At 69.6% G+C, this 16,925-nt stretch carries 16 protein-coding genes; 9 read left to right on the forward strand and 7 right to left on the reverse strand.

The window, feature by feature from the left end; all coding sequences use genetic code 11:
* Positions 1 to 70: 70 nt before the first annotated feature.
* Positions 71 to 1,327, reverse strand: coding sequence for a transcription termination factor Rho (rho, locus tag M2352_RS03340; RefSeq protein ID WP_264663089.1), 1,257 nt, complete (start codon positions 1,325 to 1,327; stop codon positions 71 to 73).
* 370 nt (positions 1,328 to 1,697) lie between these two features.
* Between rho and M2352_RS03345 the strand changes: the two genes are divergently transcribed.
* A complete protein-coding gene (locus tag M2352_RS03345; protein ID WP_264663090.1) occupies positions 1,698 to 4,355 on the forward strand; it encodes a cation-translocating P-type ATPase in 2,658 nt (885 codons plus the stop codon).
* On the opposite strand, the gene hemJ is transcribed toward M2352_RS03345, so the two are convergent.
* From hemJ to hemE, 3 genes are all read right to left on the reverse strand, one after another.
* Positions 4,342 to 4,770, reverse strand: a complete 429-nt coding sequence (hemJ, locus tag M2352_RS03350; RefSeq protein WP_264663091.1) for a protoporphyrinogen oxidase HemJ — start codon at positions 4,768 to 4,770, stop codon at positions 4,342 to 4,344. The genes M2352_RS03345 and hemJ overlap by 14 nt on opposite strands.
* Before the next feature lie 26 nt (positions 4,771 to 4,796).
* Positions 4,797 to 5,825: a ferrochelatase gene (gene hemH / locus M2352_RS03355; protein WP_264663092.1), complete on the reverse strand. Its 1,029-nt coding sequence runs from the start codon at positions 5,823 to 5,825 to the stop codon at positions 4,797 to 4,799.
* A 92-nt stretch (positions 5,826 to 5,917) separates the two neighbouring features.
* A complete protein-coding gene (gene hemE, locus M2352_RS03360) occupies positions 5,918 to 6,970 on the reverse strand; it encodes a uroporphyrinogen decarboxylase (RefSeq protein ID WP_264665295.1) in 1,053 nt (350 codons plus the stop codon).
* A gap of 417 nt (positions 6,971 to 7,387) precedes the next feature.
* Between hemE and M2352_RS03365 the strand changes: the two genes are divergently transcribed.
* The 5 genes from M2352_RS03365 to dnaQ are packed head-to-tail and all read left to right on the forward strand — an operon-like array spanning position 7,388 to position 11,029.
* Positions 7,388 to 8,263 (forward strand): pyruvate, water dikinase regulatory protein, encoded by an 876-nt coding sequence (locus tag M2352_RS03365; RefSeq protein ID WP_264663093.1) that lies wholly within the window; start codon positions 7,388 to 7,390, stop codon positions 8,261 to 8,263.
* Positions 8,260 to 8,856 (forward strand): Maf family protein, encoded by a 597-nt coding sequence (locus M2352_RS03370; RefSeq protein WP_264663094.1) that lies wholly within the window; start codon positions 8,260 to 8,262, stop codon positions 8,854 to 8,856. The genes M2352_RS03365 and M2352_RS03370 overlap by 4 nt, the downstream gene beginning before the upstream one ends.
* On the forward strand, positions 8,853 to 9,692 hold the full coding sequence (locus M2352_RS03375) for a shikimate dehydrogenase (protein ID WP_264663095.1): 840 nt from the start codon (positions 8,853 to 8,855) through the stop codon (positions 9,690 to 9,692). Before M2352_RS03370 ends, M2352_RS03375 begins: the two co-directional genes overlap by 4 nt.
* Positions 9,693 to 9,700: 8 nt before the next feature.
* Positions 9,701 to 10,321, forward strand: coding sequence for a dephospho-CoA kinase (coaE, locus tag M2352_RS03380; protein ID WP_264663096.1), 621 nt, complete (start codon positions 9,701 to 9,703; stop codon positions 10,319 to 10,321).
* A 27-nt stretch (positions 10,322 to 10,348) separates the two neighbouring features.
* Complete coding sequence (gene dnaQ / locus M2352_RS03385) at positions 10,349 to 11,029, forward strand: DNA polymerase III subunit epsilon (protein ID WP_264663097.1); 681 nt, start codon at positions 10,349 to 10,351, stop codon at positions 11,027 to 11,029.
* Positions 11,030 to 11,130: 101 nt separating this feature from the next.
* On the opposite strand, the gene M2352_RS03390 is transcribed toward dnaQ, so the two are convergent.
* From M2352_RS03390 to M2352_RS03400, 3 genes are read right to left on the reverse strand one after another with little or no spacing between them, the layout of a single operon-like run.
* On the reverse strand, positions 11,131 to 12,102 hold the full coding sequence (locus M2352_RS03390; RefSeq protein ID WP_264663098.1) for a quinone oxidoreductase family protein: 972 nt from the start codon (positions 12,100 to 12,102) through the stop codon (positions 11,131 to 11,133).
* 29 nt (positions 12,103 to 12,131) lie between these two features.
* Positions 12,132 to 12,605, reverse strand: coding sequence for a methylated-DNA--[protein]-cysteine S-methyltransferase (locus M2352_RS03395; RefSeq protein ID WP_264663099.1), 474 nt, complete (start codon positions 12,603 to 12,605; stop codon positions 12,132 to 12,134).
* On the reverse strand, positions 12,602 to 14,653 hold the full coding sequence (locus tag M2352_RS03400) for a thioredoxin domain-containing protein (protein WP_406567226.1): 2,052 nt from the start codon (positions 14,651 to 14,653) through the stop codon (positions 12,602 to 12,604). The genes M2352_RS03395 and M2352_RS03400 overlap by 4 nt, the downstream gene beginning before the upstream one ends.
* 180 nt (positions 14,654 to 14,833) lie before the next feature.
* Between M2352_RS03400 and M2352_RS03405 the strand changes: the two genes are divergently transcribed.
* The 3 genes from M2352_RS03405 to mnmE are packed head-to-tail and all read left to right on the forward strand — an operon-like array spanning position 14,834 to position 16,835.
* Positions 14,834 to 15,094: a DUF6489 family protein gene (locus M2352_RS03405; RefSeq protein ID WP_264663101.1), complete on the forward strand. Its 261-nt coding sequence runs from the start codon at positions 14,834 to 14,836 to the stop codon at positions 15,092 to 15,094.
* Entirely contained in the window at positions 15,091 to 15,450 is a 360-nt protein-coding gene (locus tag M2352_RS03410) for a (2Fe-2S) ferredoxin domain-containing protein (protein ID WP_264663102.1), read from the forward strand. The genes M2352_RS03405 and M2352_RS03410 overlap by 4 nt, the downstream gene beginning before the upstream one ends.
* A 35-nt stretch (positions 15,451 to 15,485) precedes the next feature.
* Positions 15,486 to 16,835: a tRNA uridine-5-carboxymethylaminomethyl(34) synthesis GTPase MnmE gene (mnmE, locus tag M2352_RS03415; RefSeq protein WP_264663103.1), complete on the forward strand. Its 1,350-nt coding sequence runs from the start codon at positions 15,486 to 15,488 to the stop codon at positions 16,833 to 16,835.
* Positions 16,836 to 16,925 lie beyond the last annotated feature (90 nt).

Here is a 16,925-nt window from a genome sequence, read left to right on the forward strand (position 1 = left end):
AATCCCTCTCCCCGGTGGGGAGAGGGAGGATGGAGCCTTTCTGTTTCCCGTGAAACAGTTTCCCGGCGGGTTACTGGTTCATCGAGTCGAAGAAGTCGTTGTTGGTCTTGGTGTACTTCAGCTTGTCCACCAGGAAGTCCACGGCGTCGGTCACACCCATGGGCATCAGGATGCGGCGCAGGATCCACATCTTGGACATGGTGGCCTTGTCCACCAGCATCTCTTCCTTGCGCGTACCCGACTTGGACACGTCGATGGCCGGGAAGGTGCGCTTGTCGGACAGCTTGCGGTCCAGCACGATTTCCGAGTTGCCGGTGCCCTTGAACTCTTCGAAGATCACTTCGTCCATGCGGCTGCCGGTGTCGATCAGCGCGGTGGCGATGATGGTCAGCGACCCGCCCTCTTCCACGTTGCGCGCCGCACCGAAGAAGCGCTTGGGCCGCTGGAGCGCGTTGGCGTCCACACCACCCGTCAGCACCTTGCCCGAGCTGGGAACCACCGTGTTGTACGCGCGGGCCAGACGGGTGATGGAGTCCAGCAGGATCACCACGTCACGCTTGTGCTCCACCAGCCGCTTGGCCTTTTCGATGACCATCTCGGCCACCTGCACGTGGCGCACCGCCGGTTCGTCGAAGGTGGACGAGATCACCTCGCCCTTCACCGAGCGGGCCATGTCGGTCACTTCTTCCGGCCGCTCGTCGATGAGCAGCACGATCAGATAGACCTCGGGGTGGTTGGTGGCGATGGAGTGGGCGATGTTCTGCAGCATCACGGTCTTGCCGGTGCGCGGCGGGGCGACGATCAGCCCGCGCTGCCCCTTGCCCAGGGGGGCCACCAGATCGACGATGCGTCCGGTGAAGTTCTTCTTGGTGGGGTCTTCCACCTCCATCCGCAGGCGTTCGTCGGGATAGAGGGGGGTCAGGTTGTCGAAGTTGATGCGGTGGCGGACCTTTTCCGGCGCATCGTAGTTGATGGTGTTGACCTTGAGGAGGGCGAAGTACCGTTCCCCATCCTTTGGTGCCCGGATCTGCCCCTCCACCGTGTCGCCGGTCCGCAGGCCGAAGCGGCGAACCTGATTGGGGCTGACGTAGATGTCGTCGGGACCGGGGAGATAATTGGCCTCCGGTGAACGGAGGAAACCGAAACCATCCTGGAGGACTTCAAGAACACCGTCGCCGTAGATCGGAATATCGTTTTCGGCGAGCTGTTTCAGGATGGCGAACATCATATCCTGCTTGCGCAGGGTCGAGGCGTTTTCGATCTGCAGCTCCTCCGCGAACGCCAGAAGTTCGGCGGGGCTTTTGCATTTCAACTCTTGCAGATGCATCGGTGGCCTATGGGGGTGGATCGGTGCGGAGGATGCGGCGGGGAACGGCTGGTCCAGCCTCGGGGAGAGGCCGAACGGGGGCGCGCCAGCGGCGGAAACCGCCGTGCGCCGAGCCTGCCGGGCATAATGCGACCGGAACGCCGGATATAGAGGTGAGGCCCGCCAGGACCGGACGGCCCTGCAGGTAGGGAGATGGTTATCCCAACATCCCTGACAAGTCAAACAAAAGACGGATCATTCGTTCTTCCACGTCATACACATTTGGCACAGGGCGGGGATGCGGGCAGCGCAAAGAGCCGCACCCCCTGTTTCCCCCGCGTCCTTTTGCCTACGTACACCAGGCATCCCGCAACCACCGGAAGGCACGGCCATGGACGATGCCCGCCCCCATTCTGCCCCCCACCCCCACCCATGGCACGCCCGCGATCCCGACGAGACCGCCGGTCATCTGGACAGCCCCCGCCACGGGCTGGACAGTGCCGAGGCCGCGGCCCGGCTGGACCGCCACGGCCCCAACCGGCTGACCCCGCCGCCCAAGCGCCCCGGGTGGAAGCGGCTGCTGAGCCAGTTCGACAACGCGCTGATCTATGTGCTGCTGGCCGCCGGGGCGGTGGCCCTGGCCCTGGGCGAAACGGCGGACGCGGCGGTGATCGCCGGGGTGGTCGTCATCAACGCCGTCATCGGGTACGTGCAGGAGGGCAAGGCGGAACAGGCGCTCGACGCCATCCGCGCCATGCTGTCGCCCCAGGCGGCGGTGCTGCGCGGCGGGCGGCCCTGCACCATCCCGGCGGAAGAGCTGGTGCCCGGCGACCGGGTGCTGCTGGCCTCGGGCGACCGGGTGCCCGCCGACCTGCGGCTGGTCCATGCCAAGGGCCTGCGCGTGCAGGAGGCGGCTTTGACCGGGGAATCCGTGCCGGTGTCCAAGACGGTGGCGCCGGTGGCGCCCGATGCCCCCCTGGGCGACCGCACCAGCATGGCCTTTTCCGGCACGCTGGTGACCGAGGGGCAGGGACAGGGCATCGTGGTGGCCACCGGCGACCACACCGAACTGGGCCGGGTCGGGCGCATGCTGGCCAAGGTGGAAAGCCTGACCACGCCGCTTCTGGCCCAGATGGACCGCTTCGGGCGGCTGCTGACGGTGGCGATCCTCGGCGTGACGGTGGCGGTCTTCGCCTTCGGCGCCCTCGTCCAGGGGGAGCCGTGGGTGGATATGGTGATGGCGGCGGTGGCGCTCGCCGTGGCGGCGATCCCGGAGGGGCTGCCGGCGGTGATGACCATCACGCTGGCCATCGGCGTCACCCGCATGGCCCGGCGCAACGCCATCATCCGCCGCCTGCCGGCGGTGGAAACGCTGGGGTCGGTGGGGGTGATCTGTTCCGACAAGACCGGCACGCTGACCCGCAACGAACTGACGGTGCAGGCCGCCGTGACGCCCGCGGTGTCCTATGAGGTCGAGGGCATCGGCTATGCGCCCGAGGGGCGGGTCTGCAGCGCCGGCCAGCCGGCGGAAAACGACGGCGCCCTGACCGAACTGGCCCGCGCCGCCCTGCTGTGCAACGACGCCGGTCTGAGCCGGGGGGAGGACGGGGCGTGGTGCGTCACCGGCGACCCCACCGACGGGGCGCTGCTGGTCTTCGCCCGCAAGGCGGGGCTGGACCCCGCCCGCGAAACCGCCGCCCTGCCCCGTCACGACACCATCCCGTTCGAGTCCGAACGGGGGTGGATGGCGGTTCTGCAGCGGGTGGTGGCGGACGGCGGCGGCATCCTCTACGTCAAAGGCGCCCCGGAACGCATCCTGCCCCACTGCAGCGGCATCGACCCTGCCGCTTGGGCCGGACGGGTGGAGACCATGGCCGCCCAGGGGCTGCGGGTGCTGGCGCTTGCCCGCCGCACCCACCCCACCTGCCCCGCGGAGGCGGACGGCATCGGCGACGGGCTGGAGTTCCTCGGCCTCTGCGGCCTGATCGACCCGCCGCGGGAGGAGGCCCGGGCCGCGGTGGCCGAGTGCCGCCGGGCCGGCATCGCGGTCAAGATGATCACCGGCGATCACGCCGCCACCGCCGTCGCCATCGCCCGCCGCTTCGGACTGGCCGAGGATGGCCGGGTGCTGACCGGGGCCGATCTCGACCGGCTGGACGACGCGGGTCTGCAGGATGCTGCCCTGGATACCGACGTGTTCGCCCGCACCGCCCCCGAACACAAGCTGCGGCTGGTCACCGCCCTGCAGGCCGGCGGCCTGACGGTGGCGATGACCGGCGACGGGGTGAACGACGCCCCGGCCCTCAAACGCGCCGACGTCGGCGTGTCCATGGGCATCATGGGCACCGAGGCGGCGAAGGAGGCCGCCGACATGGTGCTGGCCGACGACAATTTCGCCAGCATCGCCCACGCGGTGGAAGAGGGGCGCACCGTCTACGCCAACCTGCGCAAGACCATCCTGTTCCTGCTGCCCACCAACGGCGGGCAGGCGCTGGTGATCCTGGCGGCGGTGCTGGCGGGCGGCACCCTGCCCATCACCCCGGTGCAGATCCTGTGGATCAACATGGTGACCGCGGTGACGCTGGGTCTGGCCCTGGCGTTCGAACCGGCGGAGCCGGGCATCATGGCCCAGCCGCCCCGCCCGCCGCGGGAACCGATCCTGCCCCTGCCCTGGGCCGGGTACATGGCGGTGGTGGCCGGGCTGCTGGTCGCAGCCAGCTACGGGCTGTTCCTGTACCACCAGGGCGAAGGGGCCGAGGTCGCCCGCACGGTGGCGGTGAACGCCCTGGTGGCGGGGGAGATCGGGTTTCTGTTCAACGCCCGCACCGGGCTGGGTCCGGTGTGGCGGGGCACCCGCCCCGGACGGGCGGCGTGGATCAGCGCCGGCCTGATCGTCGGGCTGCAGGCGGCCTTCACCCACGCCCCACCGCTGCAGGCCCTGTTCGGCACCACCGGCCTGAGGGCCGATGACTGGCTGACCACCGCCGCCGCGGGGGTGGCGGTGTTCCTGCTGGCCGAAGCCGCCAAGCCCCTGTTCAGAAGGGCTTGACGATGACGAAGATGACGATGGCGATCATCAGGACCGTCGGCACCTCGTTCACCACGCGGTAATAGCGCGGGCTGCGGGTGTTGCGGTCCTCGGCGAACTCCCGGCGGGAGCGGGCCAGCAGCCCGTGCACCGCCAGCAGGCCCAGCACGCAGGTCAGCTTGGCGTGCAGCCACCCCTGCTTCAGCCATTCCGGCGTCATCACCAGCATGGCGATGCCGAAGATCAGGCTGGCGATCATGGCCGGGGTGGTGATGGCCTTCAGCAGCCGCCGTTCCATCACCTTGAACGTCTCCGACGCCTCCGACCCCGGTGCGGCGCTGGCGTGATAGACGTAGAGCCGCGGCAGGTACAGCATCCCCGCCATCCAGGCGATGACGCTGATGACGTGCAGCGCCTTGATCCACAGATAAAGCATCGCGTTTCCCCTGATTGATACCGCCCTTACCGCTGCGGACAGCCCGTGAACCCTGCAGGGCACAGCCGCCCGCCGTTCTGGGAGCACAGACCGGGGCGCTGCAGGCTGGCGTGCACCAGCCCGGCCAGACCGTTGATGAAGGCGGGATCGTCCCCCACCGTCGGCACGACGGCAAAGTACGGCACGCCGCATTCCTGCGCCAGATGGCGGTATTCAATGCCCAGCTCCACCAGCGTTTCCGAATGCTCGGAGACGAAGGCGATGGGGACCACCACCACCGGCACGCCGTCGCGGCCCGCCCGCTCGATCTCGGCATCGGTGGCCGGGCCGATCCATTCCAGCGGCCCCACACGGCTCTGGTAGCTGTTCAGCCAGTCCAGGCCGGGGATCTGCAGCGCCGCGGCCAGCGCCGCCGCGGTGCGCTCGCACTGATGCTGATACGGGTCGCCACGCTCCACCACCTTTTTGGGCAGCCCATGGGCGGAGAACAGCACCCGCGGCGTGCCGTGGGCCGCTGCCGCGTCATAGGCCGGGCGCACCAGCCCCGCCATGGCGGCGATGAACCCCGCCTCGCTGGGGTAGCAGCAAACGGTGTGGGTGGGAACCTGCAGCCCCGCCTGGGCCGCCGCCGCCGTCCACGCCGTGACCGACGAGCCGGTGGTGGTGGTGGAGAACTGCGGGTAGAGCGGCAGCAGCACGATGCGGTCGGGCGCGAACGCCGTCACCTCCGCCACCGCCTGCTCGGTGAAGGGGTGCCAGTAGCGCATGGCGATGAAGCAGCGCACTTCTTCCCCCGGTGCCTGCAGCGCCGCCTGCAGCGCCGCGGCCTGCGCCTGGGTGTTGGGCAGCAGGGGTGAGCGGCCGCCCAGATGGGCGTAGATGGCCTGGGCCGCCTTGTCCCGCCGGCGGGAGATCAGCCGGGCCAGAACCCACCGCACCGGCCCCGGCACCTGCAGGATGGCCGGATCGCTGAACAGGTTCCGGAGAAACGGGCGGACGGCCTGGGGGCTGTCGGGGCCACCCAGGTTGAACAGGACGACGGCGGTGCGGGACATGATGGGCAGGCTTCACGGGGTCAGGCTGTGGCAGGGCCGTTTCCGGCCCGCCTAAGCTGGGGTGGAAGCGCCCGCTTGTCCAGCCCCTTCCCTTACCGCCACTCCGGCCAGGTGCGCAGCAGGCGGGTCAGTTCGGCCACGTTGTCGGGCGGGGTCACCTGGGTGATGCCGTGGCCGAGGTTGAAGACGAACGGCCCGTCGTTCAGCGCCGACAGGATCCCGTGCACCGCGTCCTGCAGCGCTTGCCCGCCGGTCACCAGCAGGATCGGGTCCAGGTTGCCCTGCACCGGCAGACGGGGCTGCAGGGTCTTCGCCGCCCACGACACCGGGATCATGGTGTCCAGCCCCACCGCGTCCACGCCCGTCTCGGCGGCGTAGGCCTCGTACATCAGCCCGGCGGCGCGGGGGAAGCCGATCACCGGCACTGCAGGGTGGCGCGCCTTCAGCCCGGCGACGATGCGGCGGGTCGGCTCGATCACCCAGCGGCGGAAGGCGGTTTCCGGCAGCACGCCGGCCCAGGAGTCGAAAAGCTGGACCACCTCCGCCCCCGCCTGGATCTGGCGGGACAGGTATTCGGTCGTCGATTCCACCAGCAGGTCCATGAGCTTGGCGAAGCCTGCAGGGTCGCCGTAGGCCCACGACTTGATGTGGCTGTATTCCTTGGACCCGCCGCCCTCGACCATGTAGCTCGCCACGGTCCACGGCGCGCCGGCAAAGCCGATCAGCGTCGTCTCCTTCGGCAGTTCACGGGACAGCCGGCCGACCGTCTCGTAGACCGGCGCCAGCGTCTCGTGGAAGCGCTCCATGGACAGGCGCTGCAGCCCCGCCACCGTGCGCACGGGATCGAGCTTCGGCCCCTCGCCCTCCAGATAGGCCAGCGGCTGGCCAAGCGCGTGGGGAACCACCAGAATATCGGAGAACAGGATGGCCGCGTCCATGCCGTACCGGCGGATCGGCTGCAGGGTCACCTCCACCGCCAGATCCGGGTTGTAGCACAGGTCGAGGAAGCCGCCGGCCTTGGCCCGCACCGCCCGGTATTCCGCCAGATAGCGGCCCGCCTGACGCATGAGCCAGAACGGAGGCCGGGTCTGGGTCTGACCGGCAAGGGCGGCGAGCATCGGCTTGGACGTATCAGGCACCGGCAGGCATCCTTCGTTTCAGAAAACGCGACGGGTTTCTACACACCCCTACTCACTATTCTTTTTATAGATAGAAAGGAAGAGGATGAGATGGATGCCTGTGGGAATCGTGAATCCCCTCTAACCCCGGATTCATCCACACTGCGTCTGCAGCTTACGGCCCGATCCGGCCTACCTGTGGATGACTCCGGGCATTTATGCCACAGATGGCGGAAACACAGGGGCTTCAACGGTGGGTGAATCGGGGATAAGCTGCAGCCGCAGCCACCCGGAAACCAGAATCCCCCAGCTTCCGAACAGGCCGGGGATTCTGTCCCACTGGGTGTGGTCCGGGGTGTGGGGAGTCCCGCCGATGGGGATTATTCCACCCCATACCGCTTTTCCACACCTTTGGCCGGTTTTCTCCACAAGATTTGGCGGACCATGAAAGAGTTCCATCTGCATCTGGTTTCGGATGCCACCGGCGAAACCATCAACAGCGTGGCGCGGGCCTGCGTGATCCAGTTCGATCAGGTCCGGCCCACCGAGCATTTCTGGAATCTGGTCCGCACCGACCGCCAGCTCGATCTGGTGCTGGAGGGCATCCGCGAGCACCGCGGGCTGGTGATGTTCACGCTGGTGGATGAGAAGCTGCGCCGCCGGCTGCAGGACTTCTGCCGTGCCGAACAGGTGCCGTGCATCCCGGTGCTGGACCCGCTGATCAACGCGCTGGCTGCCTTCCTGGGCGAGGAATCCCAGCGGCAGCCGGGCCGCCAGCACGCGCTCGACGCCGAATATTTCGGGCGCATGGACGCCATGGACTTCGCCCTGACCCACGACGACGGCCAGTCCTCGTGGGATCTGCACGAGGCCGACGTGGTGCTGCTGGGCGTGTCGCGCACGTCCAAGACCCCCACCTGCATCTACCTTGCCAACCGCGGGGTGAAGGCGGCCAACATCCCGGTGGTGCCCGGCTGCCCCCTGCCGCCGGAGCTGTTCCAGCTCACCCGGCCCCTGATCGTCGGCCTGACCAAGGATCCCGACCGGCTGGTGCAGATCCGCCGCAACCGGCTGAAGCTGTTGAACCAGAGCGAGCAGTCCACCTATGTGGACCCCGAGGATGTGCGGCAGGAGGTGATCGACGCCCGCCGGCTCTACACCCGCAACGGCTGGGCGGTGATCGACGTCAGCCGCCGGTCCATCGAAGAGACGGCGGCGGAAATCATGATGCTGTTGGCCAAACGCCAGAGCGGCGCCTTTGCCGGAGTCAACCCCGGCGGGGTGCTGCCGGGCGGCGGCGGTGGGAGCAAACCGTCGTGACGCCTCTGATCCTCGCCTCGGCCTCGCGGACGCGGGCCGGGATGCTGGAGCGGGCCGGGGTCACCGTCATTTGCGATCCCGCGGACGTGGACGAGGATGCGGTCAAGGCCGCGGGCCGGGCCGGCGGCTGCAGTGTCGAACAGGTGGCCGAACGGCTGGCCGAGGCCAAGGCCAGCACCGTGGCCGTGCGCCATCCCGGCGCCCTGGTGCTGGGCGCCGACCAGATGCTGGATTGTGAAGGACGGTGGTTCGACAAGCCTGCGGGGCGGGCCGGGGCGGCGGACCAGCTCCGCCGCTTGCGCGGCCGCACCCACCGGCTGGTCAGCGCCGCGGCGGTGGTGCAGGACGGCGCGGTGGTGTGGCGGGGCATCGACGACGCCCGCCTGACCATGCGGGCCTTTACCGACGGCTTTCTCGACGGCTATCTGCAGGGCTGCGGCGACGGCGTGCTGTCGTCGGTGGGCGCCTATCATCTGGAAGGGTTGGGGGCGCAGCTTTTCGAGCGGGTGGAGGGGGACTTCTTCACCATCCTCGGCCTGCCGCTGCTGCCGCTCTTGGGTTTCTTGCGCGAACGGGGGATCGTGACACCATGATGTTGAGTGGCAAGGCCAAGGTGGCCGGGGTGATGGGCTGGCCGGTGGGGCATTCACGCTCGCCCCGGCTGCACGGCCATTGGCTGGAGCGTTACCGCATCGACGGCGCCTATGTGCCCCTGTCGGTTTCACCGGACCGGGCGGATGTTGCCATCCGCGCCCTGCCCGCCCTGGGCTTCCGCGGCTGCAACGTCACGGTTCCTCATAAAGAGGTGGCGGCGGCCACCGTGGATGTGATGGACGCCACCGCCCGGCGGGCCGGGGCGGTCAACACCATCGTCGTCGGCGCCGACGGCATGCTGACCGGCAGCAACACCGACGGCTTCGGCTTTCTGGAAAACCTGCGCGACGGGGCTGCAGGGTGGCAGGCGGAAACCGGCCCGGCGGTGGTGATCGGGGCCGGCGGTGCCTCGCGGGCCATCGTCGCCGCCCTGCTGGACGCCGGCGCGCCCGAGGTGCGCCTGACCAACCGCACCCGCGAACGGGCGGAGGTGCTGGCGGCGGAGATCGGCGGTGCCGTCACTGTGGTCGATTGGGTTTCACGTGAAACGGCGCTGGACAGTGCCGCCCTGGTGGTCAACACCACCACGCAAGGCATGCATGGGGAGCCGTCGCTGGACCTGCGTCTCGACGCCCTGCCCCGCACTGCGGTAGTGACCGACATCGTGTACACGCCGCTGATGACGCCGCTGCTGCACGACGCCCACGCCCGCGGCAACCGCATCGTGGACGGTCTGGGGATGCTGCTGCATCAGGCCCGCCCCGGCTTCGCCGCCTGGTTCGGCACCGAGCCGGTGGTGGACGAGGATCTGCGCCGCGCGGTTCTGGCCGGGTAACCCGTACGATGATCGTCCTCGGCCTTACCGGGTCCATCGGCATGGGCAAGAGCACCGCCGCCCGGATGCTGCGGCGGATGGGGGTGCCGGTGTGCGATTCCGACGCCATCGTCCATGGGCTGCTGGCCCGTGGCGGGGATGCCGTGGCCCCCATCGCCGCCGCCTTCCCCGGCGTGGTGCGGGATGGGGTCGTGGACCGGCAGGCGCTGGGGGCGGCGGTGTTCGGCAACCCTGCCGCCCTGGCGCGGCTGGAGGCGATCATCCACCCGCGGGTGCGGGCGGCGCAGCGCCGGTTCCTGCGTATCCAGGCGCGGCGGCGGGTGCCGGTGGCGGTGCTCGACATCCCGCTGCTTTATGAGACGGGGGCGGACAAGCGGGTGGACGCGGTGATGGTGGTCAGCGCCCCCGCCGCCATCCAGCGCGCCCGCGTGCTGGCCCGCCCCGGCATGACGCCGGAGAAGCTGGCCGGCATCCTGGCCCGCCAGATGCCCGATGCCAAGAAACGGCGGCGGGCGGACTTCATCATTCCCAGCGGGCTGGGAAAGGCTTACACCGCAAGGGCTCTGCGGGAAATAATAACGCGGGCGAAACGTCTTTCGCCGCGGGTTTTCCGTAGAACGGGTGCGTAACGATTTTCTCAGATGGGGTTGGCGGCGATGCGTGAGATCGTGCTGGACACGGAAACCACCGGCTTCAAGCCGGAGGAAGGGCACCGGCTGGTGGAAATCGGCTGTCTGGAGCTGGTGAACCATGTGCAGACGGGCAACCGCTTCCACGTCTACATCAACCCCGAACGCCCGGTGCCGCCGGAAGCGGCGGCGGTCCACGGCCTGACCGACGAGTTCCTGGCCGACAAGCCGGTGTTCGAGACGGTGGCGGCGGAGTTCGTGGCCTTCATCGGCGACTCCCCGCTGGTGATCCACAACGCATCCTTCGACATGAAGTTCCTGCGCTGGGAACTGAAGCTGCTGGGCTATCCCGAGCTGAAGAACAACGCCATCGACACGCTGATGATGGCCCGGCAGAAGTTCCCCGGCGCGCCGGCCACCCTGGACGCCCTGTGCAAACGCTTCGGGGTGGACAATTCCGGCCGTACGTTTCACGGGGCGCTGCTCGATGCCCAGCTTCTGGCCGAAGTCTATCTGGAACTGCTGGGCGGGCGTCAGGCCGGCCTGTCCCTGACCGGCGCCCCCGTGGCCCGGCGGTCACAGGAGGCCGGTGGTACGGGCACCCGCACCCGCCGCGAGCCGCGCCCCCACGCCCCGACGGCGGAGGAGCTTGAGGCGCACAAGACCATGCTCGGCCAGTTGAAGAACGCGCTCTGGCTGGCGGAGTAACCGGGGCTACCGCCCCGGCCCCGTTTGGAGGCTGACGCCTCCAAACCTCCCCCTCTTTTTATCGATAAAGACAAAGGGGGTTCGGGCGGTAGCCCAGCCGATCAGGGGACCAGCACCGTCGATCCCGTCGTCCCGCGGGCCTGCAGCACCCGGTGCGCCTCGGCCGCATCCTTCAGCGCGAACCGCTGCCCCACAGTGATGGTCACCCCGCCGGAGTGGACCACCTCGAACAGTTCGGCGGCGGACGCCATCATGTCGTCGCGCTTGGCGATGTAGGTGAACAGGGTGGGCCGGGTGACGTAGAGCGATCCCTTGGCCGCCAGCACCTGCAGGTCCAGCGGATCGGGCGCCCCCGACGCGGCGCCGAACAGCACCATCAGCCCGCGGGGCTGCAGGCAGTCGAAGCCGGGCAGGAAGGTGGTGCGCCCCACCCCGTCATAGACCACCGGCACGCCGGCCCCGCCGGTCAGCCGCTTCACCTCGGCCACGAAGTCGGTCCTGGTGTAGAGGATGGGATGGTCGCAGCCGTGGGCGCGGGCCAGCTCGGCCTTTTCCTCGGTGCTGACGGTGCCGATGACGGTGGCGCCCAGGTGCTTGGCCCATTGGCACAGCAGCAGCCCGACCCCCCCGGCGGCGGCCTGGACCAGGATGGTGTCGCCCGGCTTGACCACATAGGTGGAGCGCAGGAGGAACTGGGCGGTCATGCCCTGCAGCATCATGGCCGCGGCCTGCTCGTCGCCGATCCAGCTCGGCAGCGGGATCATGCGGTCGGCGGGGGCGATGCGGGCTTCGGCATAGGCACCCATGGGACCGGCGTAGGCCACGCGGTCGCCGGGCTTCAGCGACACGCCCTCGCCCACCGCCTCCACCACCCCGGCGGCCTCGACGCCGATGATGCAGGGCAACTGCGGCAGCGTGTAGGCGCCGGAGCGGTGATAGGTGTCGATGTAGTTCAGCCCGACGGCGGTGTGGCGCAGGCGGACCTCGCCGGGGCCGGGGTCGCCGACCGTGACCTCTTCCCACCGCAGGGCTTCGGGGCCGCCGTACTCGTGGATGCGGACCGCATGAACCATGTCTCTCGTCCCTTCTTTTTGAGCGCGTGTCAGGTTGCCGGCTGCAGCGCGTGGCGCCGCTCCAGATCGAGAAGATGGGCCTTGGTGATCAGGCCGCCCTGGCCGGAATAGCCGCCGGGGCTGGTGCCGCCGCCGACCACCCGGTGACAGGGAATGATGATGGGAATGGGGTTGCGCCCGCAGGCACCCCCCACCGCCCGCGCCGCACTGCCCAGATGCCGGGCCATGGTGCCGTAGGTCCAGGTCTGGCCATAGGGGATGGTCAGCATCAGATCCCACACCCGCCGCTGAAAGGCGGTGCCGGCGGGCTGCAGCGGCAGGTCGAAGCGCTGCAGGCGTCCCGTGAAATAGGCGTCCAGTTGCGCCGCCGCCTCGTCCAGCAGCGGGTCGCCGGACACGGTGCCGTCCCCCCCGCCCCAGTCCAGCACGGTCACCGCCCCGTCCCGGGCGGTGATGGTCAGGGGGCCGAGCGGGCTGTCGATGGTGATGCGGCGGGCGGTCATGCCTGCGCCTCCGCGATGGCATCCAGGCTGGAGGCCAGGGCTGCAGGGGTGGTGACCGGCGCGGCGCAGGTCATGCCGCGGCAGACATAGGCGGTGGCCGCGCCGCCGGTCATGGTCTTGCCCGCCGCCGGGTGGCCGGGCGGCAGGGCCTGCCCCGGTGCGGCGATGGTCAGGATGCGGCCCGGCAGCGCCCGGTCCAGCACCGTGCGGGCAAGCGCCCGGGTGTCCGCCCCGTCGGGATCGCCAGCGATGACGATCTGCAGCGGGTCGGTGACCAGTTCCAGCCCGTTGAGGAAGGTGGCCAGGGGGAAGAAGTTCCGCCCCAGCTCCCCGGCGAAGGCGGCGACGAGGGCGTCGGCGCGGGTGCGGTAACGCTCCTCCCCGGTCAGGGCGTACAGGCGGGCCAGCACCTCCACCATGGTGCCGTTGCCGTTGGGGGTGGCGGCGTCGTGGACCGACTTGATGCGGACGATCAGCCCCTCGGCGTCGTCGGCGGTGAAGAAATAGCCGCCGCGCTCCCCGTCCCAGTAATGGCGGTCGAGCACCCCGGTCCAGGCCGCGGCCTGGGCCACATACGCCTGATCCCCGGTGGCCTCGGCCAGGGCCAGGGCGGCGCGGGCCATGGCGGCGTAATCGTCCAGCGTGGCGCTGCCCCGCCCCTGGCCCGCCCGCCAGGCATGGACCAGCCGCCCGCCGGTGCTCATGGTCGTGGTGACGAAGGCGAAGGCATCACGGGCGGCGGCGATCCAGGCGGGCTGGGCGAACACCTGTCCGGCACCGGCCAGGGCGGCGATCATCAGCCCGTTCCAGTCGGCCAGCACCTTGTCGTCCCAGCCGGGGCGCACCCGCGTGGACCGCTCGGCCAGCAGGACGGCGCGGCAGCGGGCCAGCGTGTCCTCCTCCGCCGCGCTCAGCGGGTCGGGGTGGCCGATGCGGTTGGGGATGCTGGCCCCTTCGAAATTGCCCGCGGGCGTGATGTCGTAGACGCGCTTGAACAGGGCCGCGTCCCCGCCCAGCAGGCGGTCGATCTCGTCCACGTTCCAGATGTAGAAGAGGCCCTCCTCCCCCTCGCTGTCGGCATCCAGCGTGCTGGCGAAGCCGCCGCCCTCGGCCACCATCTCCCGCAGCACCCAATCGGCGATCCCGTGGACACGCTCGGCGAACAGCGGCGTGCGGCTGTCCTGCCAGACGAGGGTCAGCAGCTCCATCAGTTGGGCGTTGTCGTAGAGCATCTTTTCGAAGTGCGGCACCAGCCAGCGGTCGTCCACCGAATAGCGGGCGAAGCCGCCGCCCAGATGGTCGTAAATCCCGCCCTGGCTCATGGCGGTCAGGGTGCGGGTCACGGCGTCGTACAGGTCGGGCCGTCCGGTGCGCAGGGCCGCCCGCCACAGCAGGCCGAAGATGGGAACCTGGGGGAACTTCGGCGCCTGTCCGATGCCGCCGTGAACCGGGTCCACCTCCTGCACCAGCCGGGCGGCGATGCGGTTGAGGATGGTGGGGTCGATCCCCGGATCACCGCTGCGGTTCTCCGCCATCTGGGTCAGGGCGTCCTTCAGCGCCTCCACATTGCGGGTCACCTTGGCCGGTTCCCGGTGGTAGGTGTCGGCCACCCCCTGCAGCACCTCCACGAAACCGGGGCGGCCATAGCGGGGGGCCGGCGGGAAATAGGTGCCGCCCCAGAACGGCTCGGCGTCGGGCGTCAGGAACATGGTCAGCGGCCATCCCCCCGGCTGGCCCAGCAGGCCGAGCGCGTTCTGGTAGATGTGGTCCACGTCGGGCCGTTCCTCCCGGTCCACCTTGATGCAGACGAACAGGTCGTTCATCACCGCGGCGATGGCCGGGTTCTCGAAGGATTCGTGCGCCATCACGTGGCACCAGTGGCAGGCGGCATAGCCCACCGACAGCAGCACCGGCTTGTTCTCCGCACGGGCGCGGGCAAAGGCCGCCTCCCCCCATGGCACCCAGTGGACCGGGTTGTCCCGGTGCTGGAGCAGATAGGGGCTGGTCTCAAACCCCAGGAGGTTCCGGCCCTGAGAGGTGTCGGTCATCGGCATAACCCATCCGGTGGTAACGGTGTCGCGCCCGGCGTGGTGGCGCGGGACGTGGATCGCACATATACTGATACGGCAAGGGCGGCGTGGCGCCCCGCCCGTCAGAGATCCGAACCCCTTGAGTATGGGGTTCTTTCCCCCCGCTGGAAACATCCGCGCGCTGAGGAAATTGCCCAGATGAAAATTTCCGTCGATATCGACTGCACCCCGGCGGAGGCTCGGGCCTTCTTCGGCCTCCCCGACGTGAAGCCCATGCAGGACGCGCTGATGCGTGAAATGCAGGACCGGATGATGGCGAACATGAACGCCATGGACCCGGAGACCATGTTCAAGACCTGGCTGCCCGCCGGCATCCAGGGGGTGGAGCAGATTCAGAAAGCCTTCTGGTCCCAGATGGCCTCGGCGCTCGGCAGCAGCAGCAAGGAACCGCGTAAGTGACCGATCCCACACTCTACTTCGACGCCCACGTCTTCATCTGCACCAACCGCCGCCCCGACGGGCACAAGCGGGGAAGCTGTGCGGCCCGCGGGTCGGAGAAGCTGCGCGACTATATGAAGGCCCGCTCCAAGGAGCTGGGGCTGGAGGGGCGCATCCGCGTGAACGCTGCCGGTTGCCTGGACCGCTGCGAGCTGGGGCCGGCCATGGTCATTTACCCCGAGGGGGTGTGGTACACCTTCCACTCGGTGGCGGATGTGGAAGAGATCCTGACCGTTCACCTGACCGAAGGCCGGCGGGTGGACCGGCTGATGCTCCAGCCCGATCAGAAGACCCTGCGCCCCGATCAGATGGGCTGACCTTTCCCTCTCTTCCAAGACGGTCAATCGAGTTCATGGACGCGACCATCTTCGCGCTCGCCACCGCCCCCGGCCGATCCGGTGTGGCGGTGGTTCGCGTTTCGGGCCCCGGCGCCGGTGCGGCGCTGGCGGCCCTGACCACCCGCCCCCCGACCACTCGCCCGCTGCCCGCCCCCCGCATGGCCACCCTGGCCCGCCTGCGCAGCCCCGACGACGGGGCCGTTCTGGACGACGCGCTGGTGCTGTGGTTCCCCGCCCCCCGCAGCTTCACCGGCGAGGATGTGGTGGAACTTCATCTCCACGGCGGCCGCGCCGTGGTGGCGGCGGTGACCCAGGCGCTGGGCGCCCTGCCCGGCCTGCGCGTCGCCGAACCCGGTGAGTTCACCCGCCGCGGGTTCGAGAACGGCAAGTTCGACCTGACCGCGGCGGAAGCCGTCGCCGACCTGATCGACGCCGAAACCGCCGCCCAACGGCGCCAGGCCCTGCGCCAGATGGAGGGGGAACTTGGCCGTCTCTACGACCGCTGGCGGGAGCGGCTGACCCGCGCGCTCGCCCATCTGGAGGCCGACATCGACTTCCCCGACGAGGATCTGCCCGGCGGCGTGTCCGACGCCGTGCGCCCGGTGCTGACCGCGCTGGCCGCCGAGATCGCCGCCCACCTGAACGACGGGGGCCGCGGCGAGCGGCTGCGCGAGGGGTTGCACATCGCCATCATCGGCGCCCCCAACGCCGGCAAGTCCAGCCTGCTGAACGCGCTGGCCCGGCGGGACGCCGCCATCGTCTCCGCCCACGCCGGCACCACCCGCGACGTGGTGGAAGTCCACCTCGACCTCGGCGGCTACCCGGTGATCCTGGCCGACACCGCCGGCCTGCGCGACACCGCCGACGAGGTGGAGGCAGAGGGGGTGCGCCGTGCCCGCCGCCGCGCCGAACAGGCCGACGTCAAGGTGGCGGTGTTCGATGGCACCCTGTGGCCGGACCTGGACGCCGACACCCGCGCGCTGCTGGACGCCGACACGGTGGTGGTTCTGAACAAGGCCGACGTCGCCGCCGCCCTGCCCGCCGGGGCCGCGGTGGACGGTCACCCGGCCCTGCCCCTGTCGGCCCGCTCGGGTGACGGCATCGCAGCACTGGAGGCGCGTTTGACGGCGTTGAGCGCCGACCGTCTAGCGGCCGGCGGCGCCCCGGCCCTGACGCGGGCACGGCACCGCGGGGCGCTGGAGGAATGCACCGCCGCCCTGCAGCGGGCGCTGTCCGCCCCGCTGCCGGAACTGGCGGCGGAGGATGTGCGTCTGGCCAGCCGGGCGCTGGGCCGCATCACCGGGCGGGTGGATGTGGAGGATCTGCTGGACGTGATCTTCCGGGATTTCTGCATCGGCAAATGAGCGGTGCACCCCATGTTTCACGTGAAACATGGGGTGGCACGGCGTTTCCCAAGGGGGCACATGCGCAAACGCAGCATGTGCCCCCTTGGC

The organism is Azospirillum fermentarium, from assembly GCF_025961205.1.
Taxonomy (GTDB): Bacteria; Pseudomonadota; Alphaproteobacteria; order Azospirillales; family Azospirillaceae; genus Azospirillum; species Azospirillum fermentarium.